This window comes from Tamlana sp. I1, from assembly GCF_015355625.1.
Lineage (GTDB): Bacteria > Bacteroidota > Bacteroidia > Flavobacteriales > Flavobacteriaceae > Pseudotamlana.
Map to the genome: position 1 here is coordinate 153,816 of NZ_JACLAF010000009.1, position 15,796 is coordinate 169,611.

Here is a 15,796-nt window from a genome sequence, read left to right on the forward strand (position 1 = left end):
TCTAATTTTTATAAAATTGCCAATGGATAGAATATAAAATGAATTTTATTCAATAGATTCTTAAAATTGATTGTAATTTTCAAACAAAATTACTGAAGCCTATCTTTAACAAATTCTACTTGTGTTTTACCGTGTGGCAAGGGTTTGCCGTCTGGACCAACATTAACCATAACAATATTAGAAATCGTGATAATGGTTTCTCTAGTCATTTTGTTTCTAACTTCGCAACTTAATGTTAATGAAGCTTTACCAAATTTAATAGCCTCAATACCTATTTCAATAATATCACCCTGTTTTGCAGAGGCTTTAAAATCAATTTCACTAATAAATTTTGTAACTACTTTCGGATTTTCCAATTGAATAATGGTATAAAGCGCTGCTTCCTCGTCTATCCAGTCTAATAAACGTCCGCCAAACAACGTACCATTTGCATTTAAATCTTCTGGTTTAATCCATTTTCTTGTGTGAAATCTCATGTTTTTTTAATAATATGTTAGAAATTAATTTGTCTGTTTTTTATAAATCTGAATTGTTTATTTCCGAATAAAACTAGATGTGTTTTTACACAAAAAAAAACACTAAAAACAATACGATTTACTTGAGTTTTTAAAGGTATGAAAATCTTCAATGTTAATAAACTCGTTAATAATTATAATATGAATTTTTACGATAAGCTCGATTAATGGCTACTTTTAAGTAAAATCTCAAAATTATGAACACTAGAAAATCTAATCTTACAAGTATTCGACCAGAAATTTTAAGTGCTACAATTAACGAAAACATGAGCAGCGACGAACGTTTTCAGAATGTGATTTTACGCCCTATTATTAAATTTCAAAATGATTTATTCATTGAAGTTTTTAGAAACTACATAGGAAAACACAAATCTGTTTTTTATGCTTATTCTTTGGAAAAACGCATCGCCTACATTGAAAATGCCATTCAAAGAGATATGAAACTTAGAAATTCTATGAAAGGGATGGTTATTGGGCAGTTTACTGTTGAAGAATACCTTATTTATATTGAAAATTCTTCCGCTTTAAACAAACGTATGATGAATTTGGTTAAAGAACGTTTATTGAGCCAGATTCAATTGTTTGAGAACCCTGAATTATTAGCAGCTGTTTAGCTATTAATTAGTATGAATTACTAATTCTTACTACTGCTGAAGATTAAAAATATTTTAGACACGTATTTCACTGATTTTAAATTCGTGAAATAGGTGTCTAAAAACATAAAGATTAATCGTCTGTCATATCGAACGCAAGTGAGATATTCAAACCATGAAAATCAGCATCTAAAAAACCTAATCAATCAACGATACTCCATTTAAATCACTAGTTAAAACCGCACTCATATAATCGAAATATGGTCGAATGGCTTTAAAAGCATGGTCTATTTCGTTGATAAAATTAGAATCTAACACCTCTTTATCGGTGTATTTCTTAACAAAAATGTATTGTTTTTTTCGTATTAAATCAATGGCTTTATGCGTTTTATCAAAACCTTTAGGGGCTGTTTTTAATTCGTCGCCAACAAGTTCACCCCAAACAGATTTAAAGGTTTTAGCTCCAATAATTTCTCTGATTTCAGAATCGTCTATTTCAAACTCTTTCCTAATTCTAAACAGATCATCTTTTTCTGGTTCCCAAAAGCCTGTTGCTATAAAACTTTCGTTATTTGGCTGAATGTGTAAATAATATCCACCTCGTAAACGTGGTTTTGTTCTATGAAACGAGCCGCCAAAATGGGTTTTATAGGGTAATTTATTTTTTGAAAAACGAACATCGCGATAAATTCTAAATATTTTTAGTTTATCAATCTCGTCATGTTTATTTAGATTTTCTAAAACAGTATTGTAAACCAATTTCATCTCCTTTTCAATAGCCTTAAACTCAGGTTTGTTTTCGTTAAACCAATCGCGGTTATTGTTTTTTTCAAGTTTTTCGAAGAATGTAAAAACGGATTTCGGTACCGATATACTCATAAAATAGTTGTTTTATTTCATACTAAAATACAAAAAGCCCCGAGTAAATCGGGGCTTTCAGTAATAAGTTAACACAATTTGTTGTTAAACAAGTGTTATGGGTTACTCTTCAATTTCGTCTGCAAGATCGTCAATAGCATCTCCAACGTCATCGGCCGCATCTTCAACGGCGTCTCCAGCGTCGTCTACAGCTTCTTCAATTTTTTCGCCTGCAGTTTTTTTATCTCTACAACCTGTAAAAACAGTTGCAACAGAAAACAATAAAGCTAAGCCTAATATTATTTTTCTCATGATTTTTAATTTAATGGTTGATTTAAACTACCGCTTTTTATTTTTTCATTACACCTTTCAGCAAAGAGAAAATGAATAAAATAATGAAAATGTAGAAGCATATTTTAGCTATTCCAGCAGCTCCTCCTGCGATTCCACCGAAGCCTAAAACTCCAGCGATTAATGCGATAATAATGAATGTGATTGTCCAGCGTAACATAATTTTTGATTTTTTTGTTAAGATTAATAGCTTACTTAATAATAAACCTACTCCAATGATTAGAGAATTTATTTTTAAATAATTAAACAAAAACGTCAAGATATTTTAGTCGTTAAACCTGTTCTCGATACCATTTTCTAAGGAAAATGACTCGAACTGACATTTTATTCATCATTGATAAACAAAATACATAGCTAGAATTTGTAACTAATTCTGATGTTTTTGTTAAAATTATTCTGTTAAAGTTAGTAAATTAATCCTTACAATGAAAAATGAAATTCCAAAATAACATTTTACTTATATTTGAAACTTATTTAGCATTTGTTTTAAAAACATAACTAAGTCCTATAAGTAAATTAGCTGTTACTTCATTTTCATAGCCTTTAGCCCATAAATATCCCACTCCAAATTCAAAATCAAAATTAAGTCCTTTTGTAATATTTCTACGAAGTCCAAAAGTTGGTATAGCACTAAAAGTTTTTAAAACATCTATATTAGCATTATTTGGTGTCTTTGCCGTAAAAATATCTGGAATGTAAGATAATTGAACAGCAAAATAATTTCCAGAATTATTAATCGTATTTTTTCCTTTTTGAATCCGTTTACTAAAATTATAATAGTAACGAGGTTCTAGTTCAATACTTGTTGTAAAAATAAATTCACTATTTAAAATACCTCCGATGTAACCTATTTCAGCATCAATTAAAAAGGAATCATTTAATGGTTTTTCATAAGCTACCCAGGCTCCTATAGCCCCTATTTTAAAATTAAAATTTTCTTTTAAGCCCTCTTGTGCTTCTCCTTGATTTAATAACCCCAAAAAGGTAATTAAAGAAATAAATATTTTTGATTTCATAGTTGTTTAATTAATATCAAAACCAACGGAAAGTCCTACACTTTTAAAGTGAAGATAATCACTTGTCCTTAGCGCATTATTAAATGTTTTATATAAATTTTGATAGGTATAAATTAAAGAAGTATTTGCAAATAAATTTTTATAAACCCTAAAGCGATATCCAAACATAAACCTAAATAACCAACCAAATTTACTGTTATCGGTAAAATGACCTCCACAATTCAACTCGGTATGTATACTATTTTTTCGAGACCCTCCATTTAACGCAACTCTCATATACAATGGAGCATAGGAGAATTTAGGTTGCGTAAAAGTTTCAATTCCTGAACCTACCCCAAGTGAAATTCCATTGATTAAATAATAATTAACTGACAAATCTACTCCCGTTAGTTTAGTGCTGTTATTGAAATCAAACGGATCGTCATTTTCTAAAAGTGAATCATCATTGAATGTTAAAAACGCAAAAGCTCTTACTTCATAATAAATTTTATGCTTCAAATTATCATTATCAGTTTTTTGGCTATATCCAAAAAAACTGATAGTAAAAATGATAAAGTGAAATATGTTTTTAAAATTCCATTTTAACCCCATGCCATTTACTAAATGCTAAATGCTAATTGTTATTAATGTAAACTTCGAAATAATCAAAGTTAAATTAAACAAAAAAAACAGAGCTACTGTAAACCCGTAACTTTACCAAACACTTTTGTTTTTTTTAAGAAAACATACAATTAAATAAAATCAATTTTATTCAAAATTAACCCTGAGGCAGGTGCGATATATTCCATTTTCACAGTACTATCTGGAAGCAAACTAACACGAATGTCCTCTAAAGTTAATTTCCCTTTTCCAAGATCGATAAGAGTCCCCATCATTAAACGGATTTGATTACGCATAAATCCTTTACCTCTAACACGTAATATGTATGTTTTTTCAGGAAAGTAATTGGCGGTATAAATAGTGTTTTCTACAATTTCACAGGTTAAAATCTCCCTGGTATAAATACCATTATCGGTTGGTTTATAACAATAAGACCTTACGAAATGTTCGCCTTCAAAAAGTTTCGCCCCTTTTTTCATCAATTCGATGTCCAAATCATCTAAAATGGTAGTCATAATAGGTGCGCAAAACGGGTGGCATTTTTCACCAAAAGCAAATAAATACAGATATTCCTTTATTTTAGAATTGTTGATGATGTTGAATTTCGCATCAACTTCACGAATGCTTAATGCACGAATATCCTGTGGTAAATTATAATTAAATAATTCTAAAAAAGCTTCTTGGTCTTCAATGGGTTCTTGTAAAAAGAGTTCGAAAGCAGCACATTCAGCCGACACCATCGCATCTGTTCTTCCAGAACTTAAACTTTTAAAAGGTTTGCCTTCTAAAATATAGTTTAAGGTTCTGTCTACCATAAGATGCAAGGTTTTTACATCCGGTTGCTTTTGCCATCCGTGAAAACGATACCCTAAATACTGAATATTAAAAACGTAGAAATATTTTTTCAAACCTTGGAATTACTTATGTCTTCCTTTCAATTCGGCTTCAATATCTTTAAGCGTGAAGCCTTTTGCTTGAAGCAGCATTAAATAGTGAAATAATAAATCGGCCGATTCATATAAAAACAACTCATCATTGTTATCCATGGCTTCAATAACGGTTTCAACTGCCTCCTCGCCTACTTTCTGAGCCACTTTGTTGATGCCTTTTTCAAACAAACTAGCGACATACGATTTTTTAGTGTCCTTGTTCGCAACACGTTCTGCAATCACATCTTCCAAGGTAGAAAAGAAACCGTAAGACGACTTGTTTTCCTCTGCCCAGCATGTATCTGTACCCTTATGGCATGTAGGACCCGCGGGATTTACTTGAATTAAAAGCGAATCGTTATCGCAGTCGTTTTTAATGCTAACAACGTTTAAAAAGTTACCACTTTCCTCACCTTTTGTCCATAAACGTTGTTTACTTCTGCTAAAAAAAGTAACCTTATTCGTTTCGATGGTTTTTTGATAAGATTCTTCATTCATATAGCCAAGCATAAGTACTTTAGCTGTTGTAGCATCTTGAATAATCGCAGGAACGAGTCCGTTTGAATCGTATTTAATAGTCATAATCATTTCTTTATGTGATACTGAAACCAGTTCAGTATGACGACTTAAAGTCGTACCTCTATATTATTTTTTTTCAATTCTATTTTTAGTTCAGGAATAGGGATTTCACCAAAATGAAATACGCTCGCGGCTAAAGCTGCATCCGATTTTCCATCTGTAAACGTGTCCACAAAATGCTGTACATTTCCAGCGCCTCCTGAAGCTATAATTGGAATGTTTAAAGTTTCAGACAACTTCGCTAAAGCTTCATTCGCAAATCCATTTTTAGTACCATCATGATTCATAGATGTGAATAAAATTTCACCTGCACCACGATTTTCAACTTCTTTTGCCCATTCGAATAAATCGATGTCTGTTGGAATACTTCCGCCTGCTAAATGTACTTTCCACTGCCCTTCAACTTGTTTGGCATCAATAGCCACAACCACACATTGAGACCCGAATTTATTGGATAATTCATTCACTAAATCTGGTCTTTTTACTGCTGAAGAATTTATAGAAACCTTATCGGCACCACATTGTAACAATGCATCAACATGTTCTACAGATGAAATACCGCCACCAACTGTAAATGGAATATTTACCTGTTCTGCAACACGTAAAACCATATCTAAAGTAGTGCCTCTACCCTCTAATGTTGCTGAAATATCTAGGAAAACCAACTCATCAGCACCTTGTTCTGCATATTGTTTAGCAAGCTCGACTGGATCGCCAGCATCGCGTAAATCAACAAAATTAACGCCCTTTACGGTACGTCCGTTTTTAATATCTAAACAAGGAATAATTCGTTTTGTAAGCATCTTTCAAAGTTAAAAGTTAAAAGTGAGAAGTGAGAAGTGAAAATCTTCAAACTTCATTTTAATCTTCGTTATACAAATTTTTCTAATTGCTGAAGACTGATTCTATTTTCGTAAATCGCTTTTCCGATAATAACACCTTCACATCCTAAAGCTTTTAGTTTTGGTAATTCTTCAATACAAGAAATACCTCCAGAAGCGATTAATTTTATGGATTGCCCGCTGCTACTGTTTGTGCAATCTGCAATAATCTCTTGATACAAATCGAATGAAGGTCCTTCAAGCATGCCATCTTTAGAAATATCGGTACAAATAACATATTGAATACCTTTTTTCTGATAGCCTTTTATAAACGGAATTAAATTCTCTTCACTGTCTTCTTGCCAGCCGCTAATCGCTACTTTTCCAGCATTGCTATCGGCACCAAGAATAATTTTTTCACTGCCATATTTTGCAATCCACCCTTCAAAAGTTTTAGGATCTTTCACGGCAATACTACCTCCTGTTATTTGTCTGGCACCAGAATTAAAAGCGATATGTAAATCGGCATCAGCCTTCAAACCACCACCAAAATCAATTTTTAATTTCGTTTTAGAAGCAATTTGTTCCAATACTTTATAATTAACAATATGCTGTGCTTTTGCGCCATCTAAATCTACTAAATGCAGATTTTCTATACCAGAAGCTTCAAACATTTTGGCTACTTCCAAAGGATTTTCGTTATATACTTTTTTAGTATCGTAATCTCCTTTTGTTAAACGCACACATTTTCCGTCTATAATATCTATGGCTGGTATGATTCTCATTTTTGAATATTAAAAGTTAAATATAAAATATTAAAAGTTACTTACGTTGTTGATTCCGCTTTGCTGTGTTAATTGAAGCTACGGTGATGGCTAACAATTCTTTTCCTTCTTTTTGAAGTTTATTTATTTCTTCAGTATGTTCAGAAAGAATTTCCTCAAAAATCTCTAACCAATAAACACTTTCATCAACTTCTTCTTCAACAATTTTTAATTTATTTATAAAGTCTGCTGTAGACTTTGCACGTTGAGAAGCTCTATAATTAGCCCCTACAGAACTTGAACTTCTGATTAATTGATTAACAAAGACATTATATTCTCTAGATTTAGGAACCTTAAAACAAAAAGTCCAACAATCTAAAGCAAATTGTTTTGTTCGTAGAATTAATTCGTTTTTCATTTCAAAACTTTTAATATCTAACTTTTCACTTCTAACTTTAGGAAGTTTTCCAAAATTTTTTGACCTTGAATTCCACTCTTCTCAGGATGAAACTGCACCCCATAAAAATTATTATGTTGTAATGCAGAAGCGTAATTAATTCCGTAATCGGTTTTTGCTATGGTTTCGTTACAGTGCTCGGCATAATAACTGTGCACAAGATACATGTATTCGTTTTCTTTAATGCCTTTAAATAAATCGGATTTTAAATCTTTAATAACGTTCCATCCCATTTGAGGCACTTTTACATCGTTTGAAAAACGTTTTACATTCGTTTGAAAAACGCCAAGCCCTTCTGTATCGCCTTCTTCAGAATGTTTACAAAGCAATTGCATCCCTAAACAAATCCCTAAAACAGGTTGTTTTAAAGTTGGAATTAAGGTATCTAAACCCGATTCCTTCAACATTTGCATCGCTGAACTGGCCTCGCCAACCCCTGGAAAAACAACTTTATCGGCAGCTAAAATTTCTTCAGGATTATTCGATAATACGGCATCAACCCCCAAACGCTTAAAAGCAAATTGTATACTTTTAATATTTCCTGCTCCGTAATTAATTATAACTAATTTCATTCTTTGGCTTTTAGCTTATGGCCTTTAGCTATTTGCAAACAGCTAAAGGCTAATAGCTTCTTTATAACATTCCTTTTGTACTTGGTAAAAACATCTTGTTTGAATCGCGTTTTACCGCCATTTTCATAGCTTTTGCAAAGGCCTTAAAGATACCTTCAATTTTATGATGCTCGTTTACGCCTTCTGCTTTAATGTTTAAATTACATTTTGCACCATCTGTAAACGATTTAAATAAGTGATAAAACATTTCAGTAGGCATATCCCCTATTTTTTCACGCTTAAATTCGGCGTCCCATTCTAGCCAATTTCTTCCGCCAAAATCTACGGCAACTTGCGCCAAACAATCGTCCATAGGCAAGCAAAATCCGTAACGCTCTATACCTAATTTATTACCTAAAGCCTTGTTGAATAATTCCCCAAAAGCAATCATGGTGTCTTCAATAGTGTGGTGCTCATCAACTTCAAGATCGCCATCTACTTTTATGGTTAAATCCATGGCTCCATGACGTCCAATTTGGTCTAGCATATGATCGAAAAATGACAAACCAGTACTAATATCATTTTTACCAGAACCATCTAAATTTAGCTTGATGTAAATCTTAGTTTCGTTCGTATTTCTTGTAATTTCAGCAGTACGATCCTCAAGTTTTAAAAACTCATAAATAGCTGACCAATCGGTACTTTTTAAAGCGATACAATCAAAAATATCTTGCTTTGATGTTTCAATTTCATCAGCACCTAATTCTGGGTTTTCAGACATAAAAATGCCTTTTGCACCGAGATTTTTAGCCAATTCCATATCGGTAATGCGATCCCCTAAAACAAAAGAGTTTTCTAAATCATATTCCTTCGAAAAATATTTGGTTAACAACCCGGTTCTTGGTTTACGAGTTTCAGCATTTTCATGCGGAAAAGTTTTATCAATACAAACCTCTGAAAACACAACACCTTCTTTAGCAAAAGCATCAATAATTTTATTTTGCGCTGGCCAAAAGGTCTCTTCTGGAAAAGAATCTGTTCCCAATCCATCTTGATTCGTCACCATAACCAATTCGTAATCAAGTTCGTTAGCAATTTTAGCCATGTATTGAAATACTTTCGGATAAAACTCTAATTTCTCTAAACTATCTAATTGATAATCAACTGGTGGCTCCAAAACCAATGTGCCGTCGCGGTCTATAAATAATACTTTTTTCATTATATAGATTTTAAGGTATCTATTAATATTTTGTTTTCTTCTGGTCTTCCAACCGTTAATCGCAAGGTGTTTTCGCAACCTGGTTGTGTGGTTCTGTTTCTAATAACAATGCCTTTTTCAATCAATTGATTATAACGTTTTGTGGCATCATCTACCTTAACTAATACAAAATTTGCATCAGAAGGATATATTTTTGAAACATAACTAACCGTTTTTAATTGATCGATTAACACATTACGTTCTTCAAGAATCTCTGAAATCTGTTGCGCAGTTAAAGCTTTGTTTTTTAATTGTTCAATGCCTTTTTGCTGCGTTAATTCATTAACATTATAAGGTGGCTTAATACGGTTTAAAACCGAAATGATTTCTTCGGAAGCAAAACAAATTCCTAAACGAATTCCTGCCATACCGTAAGCTTTTGAAAGTGTTTGGGTCACAATTAAATTTGGGAATTCTGCTAATTTGCTCGCCCAGCTTTCTTCATTTGAAAAATCGATGTAAGCTTCATCAATCACCACAATACCTTTAAATTCTTTAACCAACTTTGAAATGGCTGCTGAAGCAAAACTATTTCCCGTAGGATTGTTTGGCGAACATATGAATAACAATTTGCTGTTTGAATCGGCTATATTTAGAATTTCATCAACTTTTGGTTGAAAATTTTCATCCAATTGTACCGATTTTATATCAACCGCATTAATATTTGCCAACACACTGTACATGCCGTAAGTTGGTGGTAACGTGATGATGTTATCCTGATTGGGTTCACAAAACGCTCTGAAGATTAAATCTAAAACTTCATCGCTCCCGTTTCCTAAAAGGATATTTTTAATAGGCACATTTTTTATCTCTGATAACAATGATTTTACCGTGCGCTGCTGCGGATCTGGATAACGATTTACACCATTTTCATACGGATTTTCGTTAGCGTCCAAAAACACCATAGCATCACTATTGCCTTGAAATTCATCTCTTGCAGACGAATACGGTTTTAGTGCTTTTATGGTTGGTCTTATTAAATCTTGAATATTCATCTTTTATCTCAGACCTTTCAGGTTTTAAAAACCTGAAAGGTCTATATTATGTTAATATTTTAAATCTTTCAGTCTAATTGAAACCGCATTTTTATGGGCTTGTAAACCTTCAGCTTCCGCCATAAGTTCTATGGTTTCTCCAATATTTAAAAGGCCTTCTTTAGATATTTTTTGAAAAGTCATACTCTTCATAAAACTATCTAAATTCACTCCCGAATACGCTTTTGAAAAACCGTTTGTTGGCAATGTATGATTGGTTCCAGAAGCATAATCGCCAGCACTTTCAGGGGTGTAATCACCTATAAAAACAGAACCTGCATTGCTAATCCCTTGAACATATAAATCTTCATTTTTTGAACAAATAATGAAATGTTCTGGGCCGTATTCATCAATTAACTCTAAAGCTAAATTATCGTTTTCAATGTAAATTAACTTCGAATTTTCTATGGCTTTTTCGGCAATCGCTTTACGCGGAAGTACGGCTAACTGACTTTCAACTTCATTGGAAACGTCCTCAATCAAGTCTTGTGATGTTGAAACCAAAATTACCTGACTGTCTGTACCATGTTCTGCCTGACTTAATAAATCTGATGCAATGTATGAAGCATTTGCAGAATCGTCGGCAACAACCAATAATTCGCTTGGGCCAGCAGGCATATCTATAGCCACGCCATGTTTAGTAGCCAACTGCTTCGCAACGGTTACAAACTGGTTTCCTGGTCCGAAAATTTTATAAACTTGAGGAATCGATTCTGTTCCAAAAGTCATTCCTGCAATGGCTTGAATCCCCCCTACTTTTATAATTTTAGTCACACCACAAAGTTGTGCAGCAAATAAAATTTCGGGTGCCAATCGACCTGCTTTATTAGGGGGCGAACATAAAACAATTTCTTTACAGCCTGCAATTTGAGCAGGAACTGCTAGCATTAATACCGTTGAAAACAAAGGTGCTGTACCGCCTGGAATATACAAACCTACTTTTTGAATAGGTCGTTTTTCTTGCCAACATTGTACACCTGCTGTGGTTTCAATTTCTACTTTTGGTGTTTTTTGAATGCTGTGAAAACACTCAATATTATGTTTGGCTAATTGTATAGCTTTTTGAAGTTTTTCAGGCACCAAAGCCACTGCTTCTTGAATTTCTTCGGCAGAAACGATATTGGTTTCTAAAGAAACACCATCAAATTTCAAAGTGTATTTTTTAATGGCTGCTTCTTTTTCAACAGAAACCTCCTTAAAAATTTGATTAACTACGCCTTCAATATCATTAACCGTTTGAGTTGGACGCTTTAGTAATTCTGTCCAACTTTCTCGATTTGGATTGTTTATGATTTGCATTCTGAACTTATTTTCTTTCATTTCCGCGAAGGCGGAAATCTCATGAATTATAACTTTCTTTTAAAAAGCTTTCCGCCTCCGCGGAAATGAAAAAAATGTGCCTTATAGCACCATTTTCTCAATAGGACACACTAAAATACCTTGTGCACCATTTGCTTTTAATTCATCGATAACTTCCCAAAATTCGTTTTTACTAATTACAGAATGTATCGAGCTCCAGCCTTCTTCAGCTAATGGTAAAACCGTTGGACTCTTCATACCTGGAAGTACACTAATAATATCTTGAACTTTATCGTTTGGCGCGTTTAATAACACATATTTTGAATCTCTTCCTTTTAAAACCGATTTAATTCTAAATTGAATGGTATCTAAAATCGCTTGTTTTTCAGCATCTAATTTTGGTGAAACCGCTAAAACAGCTTCCGAAGTTAAAATGGTTTCAACTTCTTTTAAATTGTTTTTAAACAAAGTGCTTCCACTAGAAACAATATCGCAAATAGCATCGGCTAAACCAATATTTGGAGCAATTTCAACCGATCCGTTGATAATGTGAAGTTGGGCTTTAACACCTTGTTCCTTTAAATACATTTCAACAGTATTAGGGTAAGATGTTGCAATACGCTGACCTTCTAAATCCTTTATTGAACTGTAAGCAGTAGTTTTAGGTACCGCGATACAAACACGACAGGTTGAAAACCCTAATTTTTCAACAACAGTAATACCGTTACCTTTTTCTATTAATACGTTTTCTCCAATAATAGCAGCATCAACAACGCCATCCTTTAAATACTGAGGAATATCCCCGTTTCTAAGATAAAATACTTCCACAGGGAAATTTCTTGCCGAAGCTTTTAGTTGATCGATACCGTTATCAATAGAAATACCGATGTCTTTTAAAATTCTCATCGAATCCTCGTTTAAACGACCCGATTTTTGTACTGCAATTCTTAATTTACTCATTATATTGGTTTTATGAGTTTGAAACAATCTGTTGGCATTTAAAAATAAAAACCCGCTTGATTGTCTCAAACGGGTTTAAAATATATTTCGATTTATTCAATACATTTTCACTTCGCTTGAGAGCAAATTTGGAAATGATGATGAGTATGAATAAAAGTCATTTTCTTTATTTTTGTGATACAAATATCTGTAATTTATATTGATAATTCCAAACATCTGTAGGAAATATTCATAAATTCAATTATCTATATTTTTAGTTCTGAAAAAATCAATATTTTTTAACAGAACATTATAAATACTGAATTATTTAATTGTTTCCTAAAATTAAAGGCAATCCTCCATCGCCTGAACCAATAACAATCACTTTACTGTTTGGTGATTCTGATAATTTGATGGTCGCTTCGATACCTTTATCTCTTAAAATTTGATCGTTTAATGACGCACTTAAAATACGGTTTGCATCTGCTTTACCTTGCGCCTCTATGATTTGTTTTTGAGCTTCTTTATCTGCTGTAATTAATCTAAATTCATATTCTAAAGACTCTTGTTCTTGTTTTAATTTACGCTCGATAGCATCTTTTATGGTTGCAGGTAAAGTAACATCGCGTACCAAAACTTCATTTAATTGAATGTATTGATCTTCAACAATATTTTTAGTTTCTTCAAAGATTTCTTGCTGAATAGCATCTCTTTTACTTGAATATAATTGTTCTGGTGTATAACGCCCTACAACACTTCTTGCAGCAGAACGAATAGCAGGAAGCAACACACGCTCCTTATACATTTCACTTTTTTCTTGATGCAGTTTTCCTAAATTTTTAAAATCTGGTTGAAACCAAATTGAAGCTTCTAATTTAATATCTAATCCGTTAGAAGATAAAACATTCATTTTTTCTAATATTTCTTGCTGTCTTACTTCATAGATAAATACTTTATTCCAAGGCGCTACAATATGAAAACCTTCGCCCAATGCAGGTTCATCAACAACAACCCCTTCACCAAAAGTTCTAAATAATACACCAGCCTCACCAGATTCAATGGTTACGGCAGATTTTGTGAGCAACACTAATAAAACTACTGCGGCTATAATAAAAGGTAATGCTACTTTAGGTAATTTTTCCATATTCTATTTTAAATTTAAATTAATCCGTTATATTTTCTTGCAAACCACTCAGCTCCAAGGCTTAAAGCAATAAGACCTAGAAGCCATTTCCAATCGATCAAAGGTGTGTTATTTTTACTACTTTTCTGTACTGAAACATAGCGTTTATCTCCTAATAATTCGTTAATAATTTCAGATGTATCCTCAATAAAATAAGGAGTTCCAGAACTATTATCAGCCAGCTGTTCTAGTTTTGCAACATTAGCATTTAAAAACTGCTGTTCTACATCGTATTCTAAAATTTGAAAACTTCCTGATTTGGAAATATTTTCATTTTTAGCTTTTATTGAAAACTGATATTCTGAAGGCTGTAAACCACTTAAATCGACTTGATAATGGTTGTTTTTTAAAACCAAAGGAAATGTTTTTTCGAAGTTTGAATTTTTATCTGAAACCGTAATTTGAAGCGTTTCACGAGCATCAAAGACATAATTTTTATCGAAATACTCTGCTTTAATTATCACATTGCTATTGCCATCGTAAAACGACTGAAAATCAACATTCAATCTGCTTTTTTGCTTGTTTGAAGCCAAATACTGAACCAATTTTCCGATAAAATCATCAAAATCATGAAACGATTTCTTTTCGACGTAATTATAAGCACGCCATTGCCAAATATTTTCGCCAAACAAAATAGCCTCACGTCTACCGTTATTTTCAAAGGTGGCTAACAAAGGTTCATTTACCGAAACTCCACGAACGGTTTTGTTTATAATAACATCAACAGGGTGTTTAAATTTTACAACGCCATAATTAGAATGAAGTGGCGGATACGATTCAAAATTAATATCATCAATTATAAAAGGCGTATAATTAATATTTAATTCGGCTTGATAATCTTCTTTCTGATTGGTTATACTTTGTTGGTAATCTTCAGAAATACGGTTCATAAAATGTAAATCTGTTTTGGAGCCAATTATCGTGAAATAATTCTTGTTTAAATCTTGTAACTTCTCAAACAAAATTTTAAACTTATTATTTGGTTGATATAATATAATTAATTGAAAATCATTTATTTGATTAATTATATTTCTAGAATCGATAAGCGTTACAAAACGCTGCTCATTACTTTCAATACTCTTTTTAAGCGCGCCAATATCAGGATGCGGAAAATCGCTTACAATAGCAATTTTTGTCTTTTGATTAATAACTTCAACAGCGAAATTTTTAATATTATTGACTTTGTTTTGTTCATTATCTAAAGGCGTAATGACCGCTTTATATTTACTCACACCAACTTGGTTTGCAGGCAATGTAAAATGAACCACCTTAGAATTGTTGTTTTTTGAAAATTTTAAAACCTTCGAATAAACTGTTCTGTTACCATTAAAAACTTCAAATTTTGATGACACTTCAGAAGTACCATTATAAACCAAAATGGTTTCAATTGGAAATTCATTTTTTAAATACGCATAACGATTTACATTTAATTGCTGAATTTTTAAATCGGTGTAAGTTACCGTATCCCCTAAAATAACAGGGTATATGGGGTGATTATATAAATTCGATGCAAAATGATAGTCGTTACCAAAAGTTTGATTACCATCGGAAATTAAAATGGTTGGTGAATTGCTTGTTTTATAAATTCGAGCAAGCTGTTTAAACGCTGCAAAAATATTGGTTTGCTTTTCTAAAAAAGCTAAAGAATCTTCTAAAGGCTGAAGTTTTTCTCCAAAAGTATAATAATCAACATTAAACTTCTCTTTTAATGCGCTATTTGTTTTTATTTCATTTAGAAATTTAAGCGCATTTATATCTTGCTTTAAATTTTTAACAGAGCTTGAATTATCTATAGCAACTATCAAATTTGGTTTTTCAACCGTTAATGTAGTTTGCTCAAAACTAGGGTTTACAATTAAAAGTAAAACAGAAAATATAGTAATAAAACGCAAAAAAGCAAAAAGCATGTTCCTTGTAGACATGCTTTTTGCTTTATAAAAATACTGAAATAGCGCTAATAATAACGCTATAGTTCCAGCAAGTATGATGTAAATAAGTGTTTCTGAACTCATTAAAAAACTTTAAAGTTATCGTGATGAGATTCCCTCA

General features: G+C 32.4%; 19 protein-coding genes. 1 reads left to right on the plus strand and 18 read right to left on the minus strand.

Features of this window, described 5'->3' with window-relative positions; translation table 11 throughout:
* Window positions 1–89: 89 nt before the first annotated feature.
* Entirely contained in the window at window positions 90–476 is a 387-nt protein-coding gene (locus H6X70_RS09905; RefSeq protein ID WP_194767521.1) for an acyl-CoA thioesterase, read from the minus strand.
* Window positions 477–712: 236 nt separating this feature from the next.
* On the opposite strand from H6X70_RS09905, the gene H6X70_RS09910 reads away from it, so the two are divergent.
* Window positions 713–1,129 (plus strand): glyoxalase, encoded by a 417-nt coding sequence (locus H6X70_RS09910; protein ID WP_194767522.1) that lies wholly within the window; start codon window positions 713–715, stop codon window positions 1,127–1,129.
* A gap of 177 nt (window positions 1,130–1,306) precedes the next feature.
* Here H6X70_RS09910 and H6X70_RS09915 read toward each other — a convergent pair whose 3' ends face one another.
* The 17 genes from H6X70_RS09915 to H6X70_RS09995 all read right to left on the minus strand — a co-directional run bounded on the left by H6X70_RS09915 (window position 1,307) and on the right by H6X70_RS09995 (window position 15,759).
* Window positions 1,307–1,987: a DUF2461 domain-containing protein gene (locus tag H6X70_RS09915; RefSeq protein WP_194767523.1), complete on the minus strand. Its 681-nt coding sequence runs from the start codon at window positions 1,985–1,987 to the stop codon at window positions 1,307–1,309.
* Window positions 1,988–2,089: 102 nt separating this feature from the next.
* Window positions 2,090–2,278, minus strand: a complete 189-nt coding sequence (locus tag H6X70_RS09920; RefSeq protein ID WP_194767524.1) for a hypothetical protein — start codon at window positions 2,276–2,278, stop codon at window positions 2,090–2,092.
* Window positions 2,279–2,315: 37 nt separating this feature from the next.
* Window positions 2,316–2,477: a DUF1328 family protein gene (locus H6X70_RS09925; protein WP_194767525.1), complete on the minus strand. Its 162-nt coding sequence runs from the start codon at window positions 2,475–2,477 to the stop codon at window positions 2,316–2,318.
* A 310-nt stretch (window positions 2,478–2,787) separates the two neighbouring features.
* Window positions 2,788–3,333: a hypothetical protein gene (locus H6X70_RS09930; RefSeq protein ID WP_194767526.1), complete on the minus strand. Its 546-nt coding sequence runs from the start codon at window positions 3,331–3,333 to the stop codon at window positions 2,788–2,790.
* Between the two features lie 6 nt (window positions 3,334–3,339).
* Window positions 3,340–3,924 carry a hypothetical protein gene (locus H6X70_RS09935; RefSeq protein ID WP_194767527.1) on the minus strand — a complete coding sequence of 195 codons (585 nt, stop codon included), beginning with the start codon at window positions 3,922–3,924 and terminating at the stop codon, window positions 3,340–3,342.
* A gap of 140 nt (window positions 3,925–4,064) precedes the next feature.
* Window positions 4,065–4,841, minus strand: a complete 777-nt coding sequence (locus H6X70_RS09940) for a tRNA pseudouridine synthase A (protein ID WP_194767528.1) — start codon at window positions 4,839–4,841, stop codon at window positions 4,065–4,067.
* A 9-nt stretch (window positions 4,842–4,850) separates the two neighbouring features.
* A complete protein-coding gene (gene hisIE / locus H6X70_RS09945; RefSeq protein WP_194767529.1) occupies window positions 4,851–5,450 on the minus strand; it encodes a bifunctional phosphoribosyl-AMP cyclohydrolase/phosphoribosyl-ATP diphosphatase HisIE in 600 nt (199 codons plus the stop codon).
* 38 nt (window positions 5,451–5,488) lie between these two features.
* Complete coding sequence (hisF, locus tag H6X70_RS09950) at window positions 5,489–6,244, minus strand: imidazole glycerol phosphate synthase subunit HisF (RefSeq protein WP_194767530.1); 756 nt, start codon at window positions 6,242–6,244, stop codon at window positions 5,489–5,491.
* 68 nt (window positions 6,245–6,312) lie between these two features.
* On the minus strand, window positions 6,313–7,047 hold the full coding sequence (hisA, locus tag H6X70_RS09955) for a 1-(5-phosphoribosyl)-5-[(5-phosphoribosylamino)methylideneamino]imidazole-4-carboxamide isomerase (RefSeq protein ID WP_194767531.1): 735 nt from the start codon (window positions 7,045–7,047) through the stop codon (window positions 6,313–6,315).
* A 37-nt stretch (window positions 7,048–7,084) separates the two neighbouring features.
* Entirely contained in the window at window positions 7,085–7,444 is a 360-nt protein-coding gene (locus H6X70_RS09960; RefSeq protein WP_194767532.1) for a four helix bundle protein, read from the minus strand.
* A 17-nt stretch (window positions 7,445–7,461) separates the two neighbouring features.
* Window positions 7,462–8,055, minus strand: a complete 594-nt coding sequence (gene hisH, locus H6X70_RS09965) for an imidazole glycerol phosphate synthase subunit HisH (protein WP_194767533.1) — start codon at window positions 8,053–8,055, stop codon at window positions 7,462–7,464.
* A gap of 61 nt (window positions 8,056–8,116) precedes the next feature.
* Complete coding sequence (gene hisB, locus H6X70_RS09970) at window positions 8,117–9,253, minus strand: bifunctional histidinol-phosphatase/imidazoleglycerol-phosphate dehydratase HisB (protein WP_194767534.1); 1,137 nt, start codon at window positions 9,251–9,253, stop codon at window positions 8,117–8,119.
* The gene (gene hisC / locus H6X70_RS09975) at window positions 9,253–10,287 is read right to left on the minus strand and encodes a histidinol-phosphate transaminase (RefSeq protein ID WP_194767535.1); all 1,035 of its coding nucleotides are present in this window, start codon (window positions 10,285–10,287) and stop codon (window positions 9,253–9,255) included. The genes hisB and hisC overlap by 1 nt, the downstream gene beginning before the upstream one ends.
* Before the next feature lie 51 nt (window positions 10,288–10,338).
* Window positions 10,339–11,625 carry a histidinol dehydrogenase gene (gene hisD / locus H6X70_RS09980; RefSeq protein WP_194767536.1) on the minus strand — a complete coding sequence of 429 codons (1,287 nt, stop codon included), beginning with the start codon at window positions 11,623–11,625 and terminating at the stop codon, window positions 10,339–10,341.
* A 102-nt stretch (window positions 11,626–11,727) separates the two neighbouring features.
* On the minus strand, window positions 11,728–12,585 hold the full coding sequence (gene hisG, locus H6X70_RS09985) for an ATP phosphoribosyltransferase (RefSeq protein WP_194767537.1): 858 nt from the start codon (window positions 12,583–12,585) through the stop codon (window positions 11,728–11,730).
* 307 nt (window positions 12,586–12,892) lie between these two features.
* The gene (locus tag H6X70_RS09990; protein WP_194767538.1) at window positions 12,893–13,708 is read right to left on the minus strand and encodes a prohibitin family protein; all 816 of its coding nucleotides are present in this window, start codon (window positions 13,706–13,708) and stop codon (window positions 12,893–12,895) included.
* Window positions 13,709–13,722: 14 nt separating this feature from the next.
* Window positions 13,723–15,759 carry a VWA domain-containing protein gene (locus H6X70_RS09995; RefSeq protein WP_194767539.1) on the minus strand — a complete coding sequence of 679 codons (2,037 nt, stop codon included), beginning with the start codon at window positions 15,757–15,759 and terminating at the stop codon, window positions 13,723–13,725.
* Window positions 15,760–15,796 lie beyond the last annotated feature (37 nt).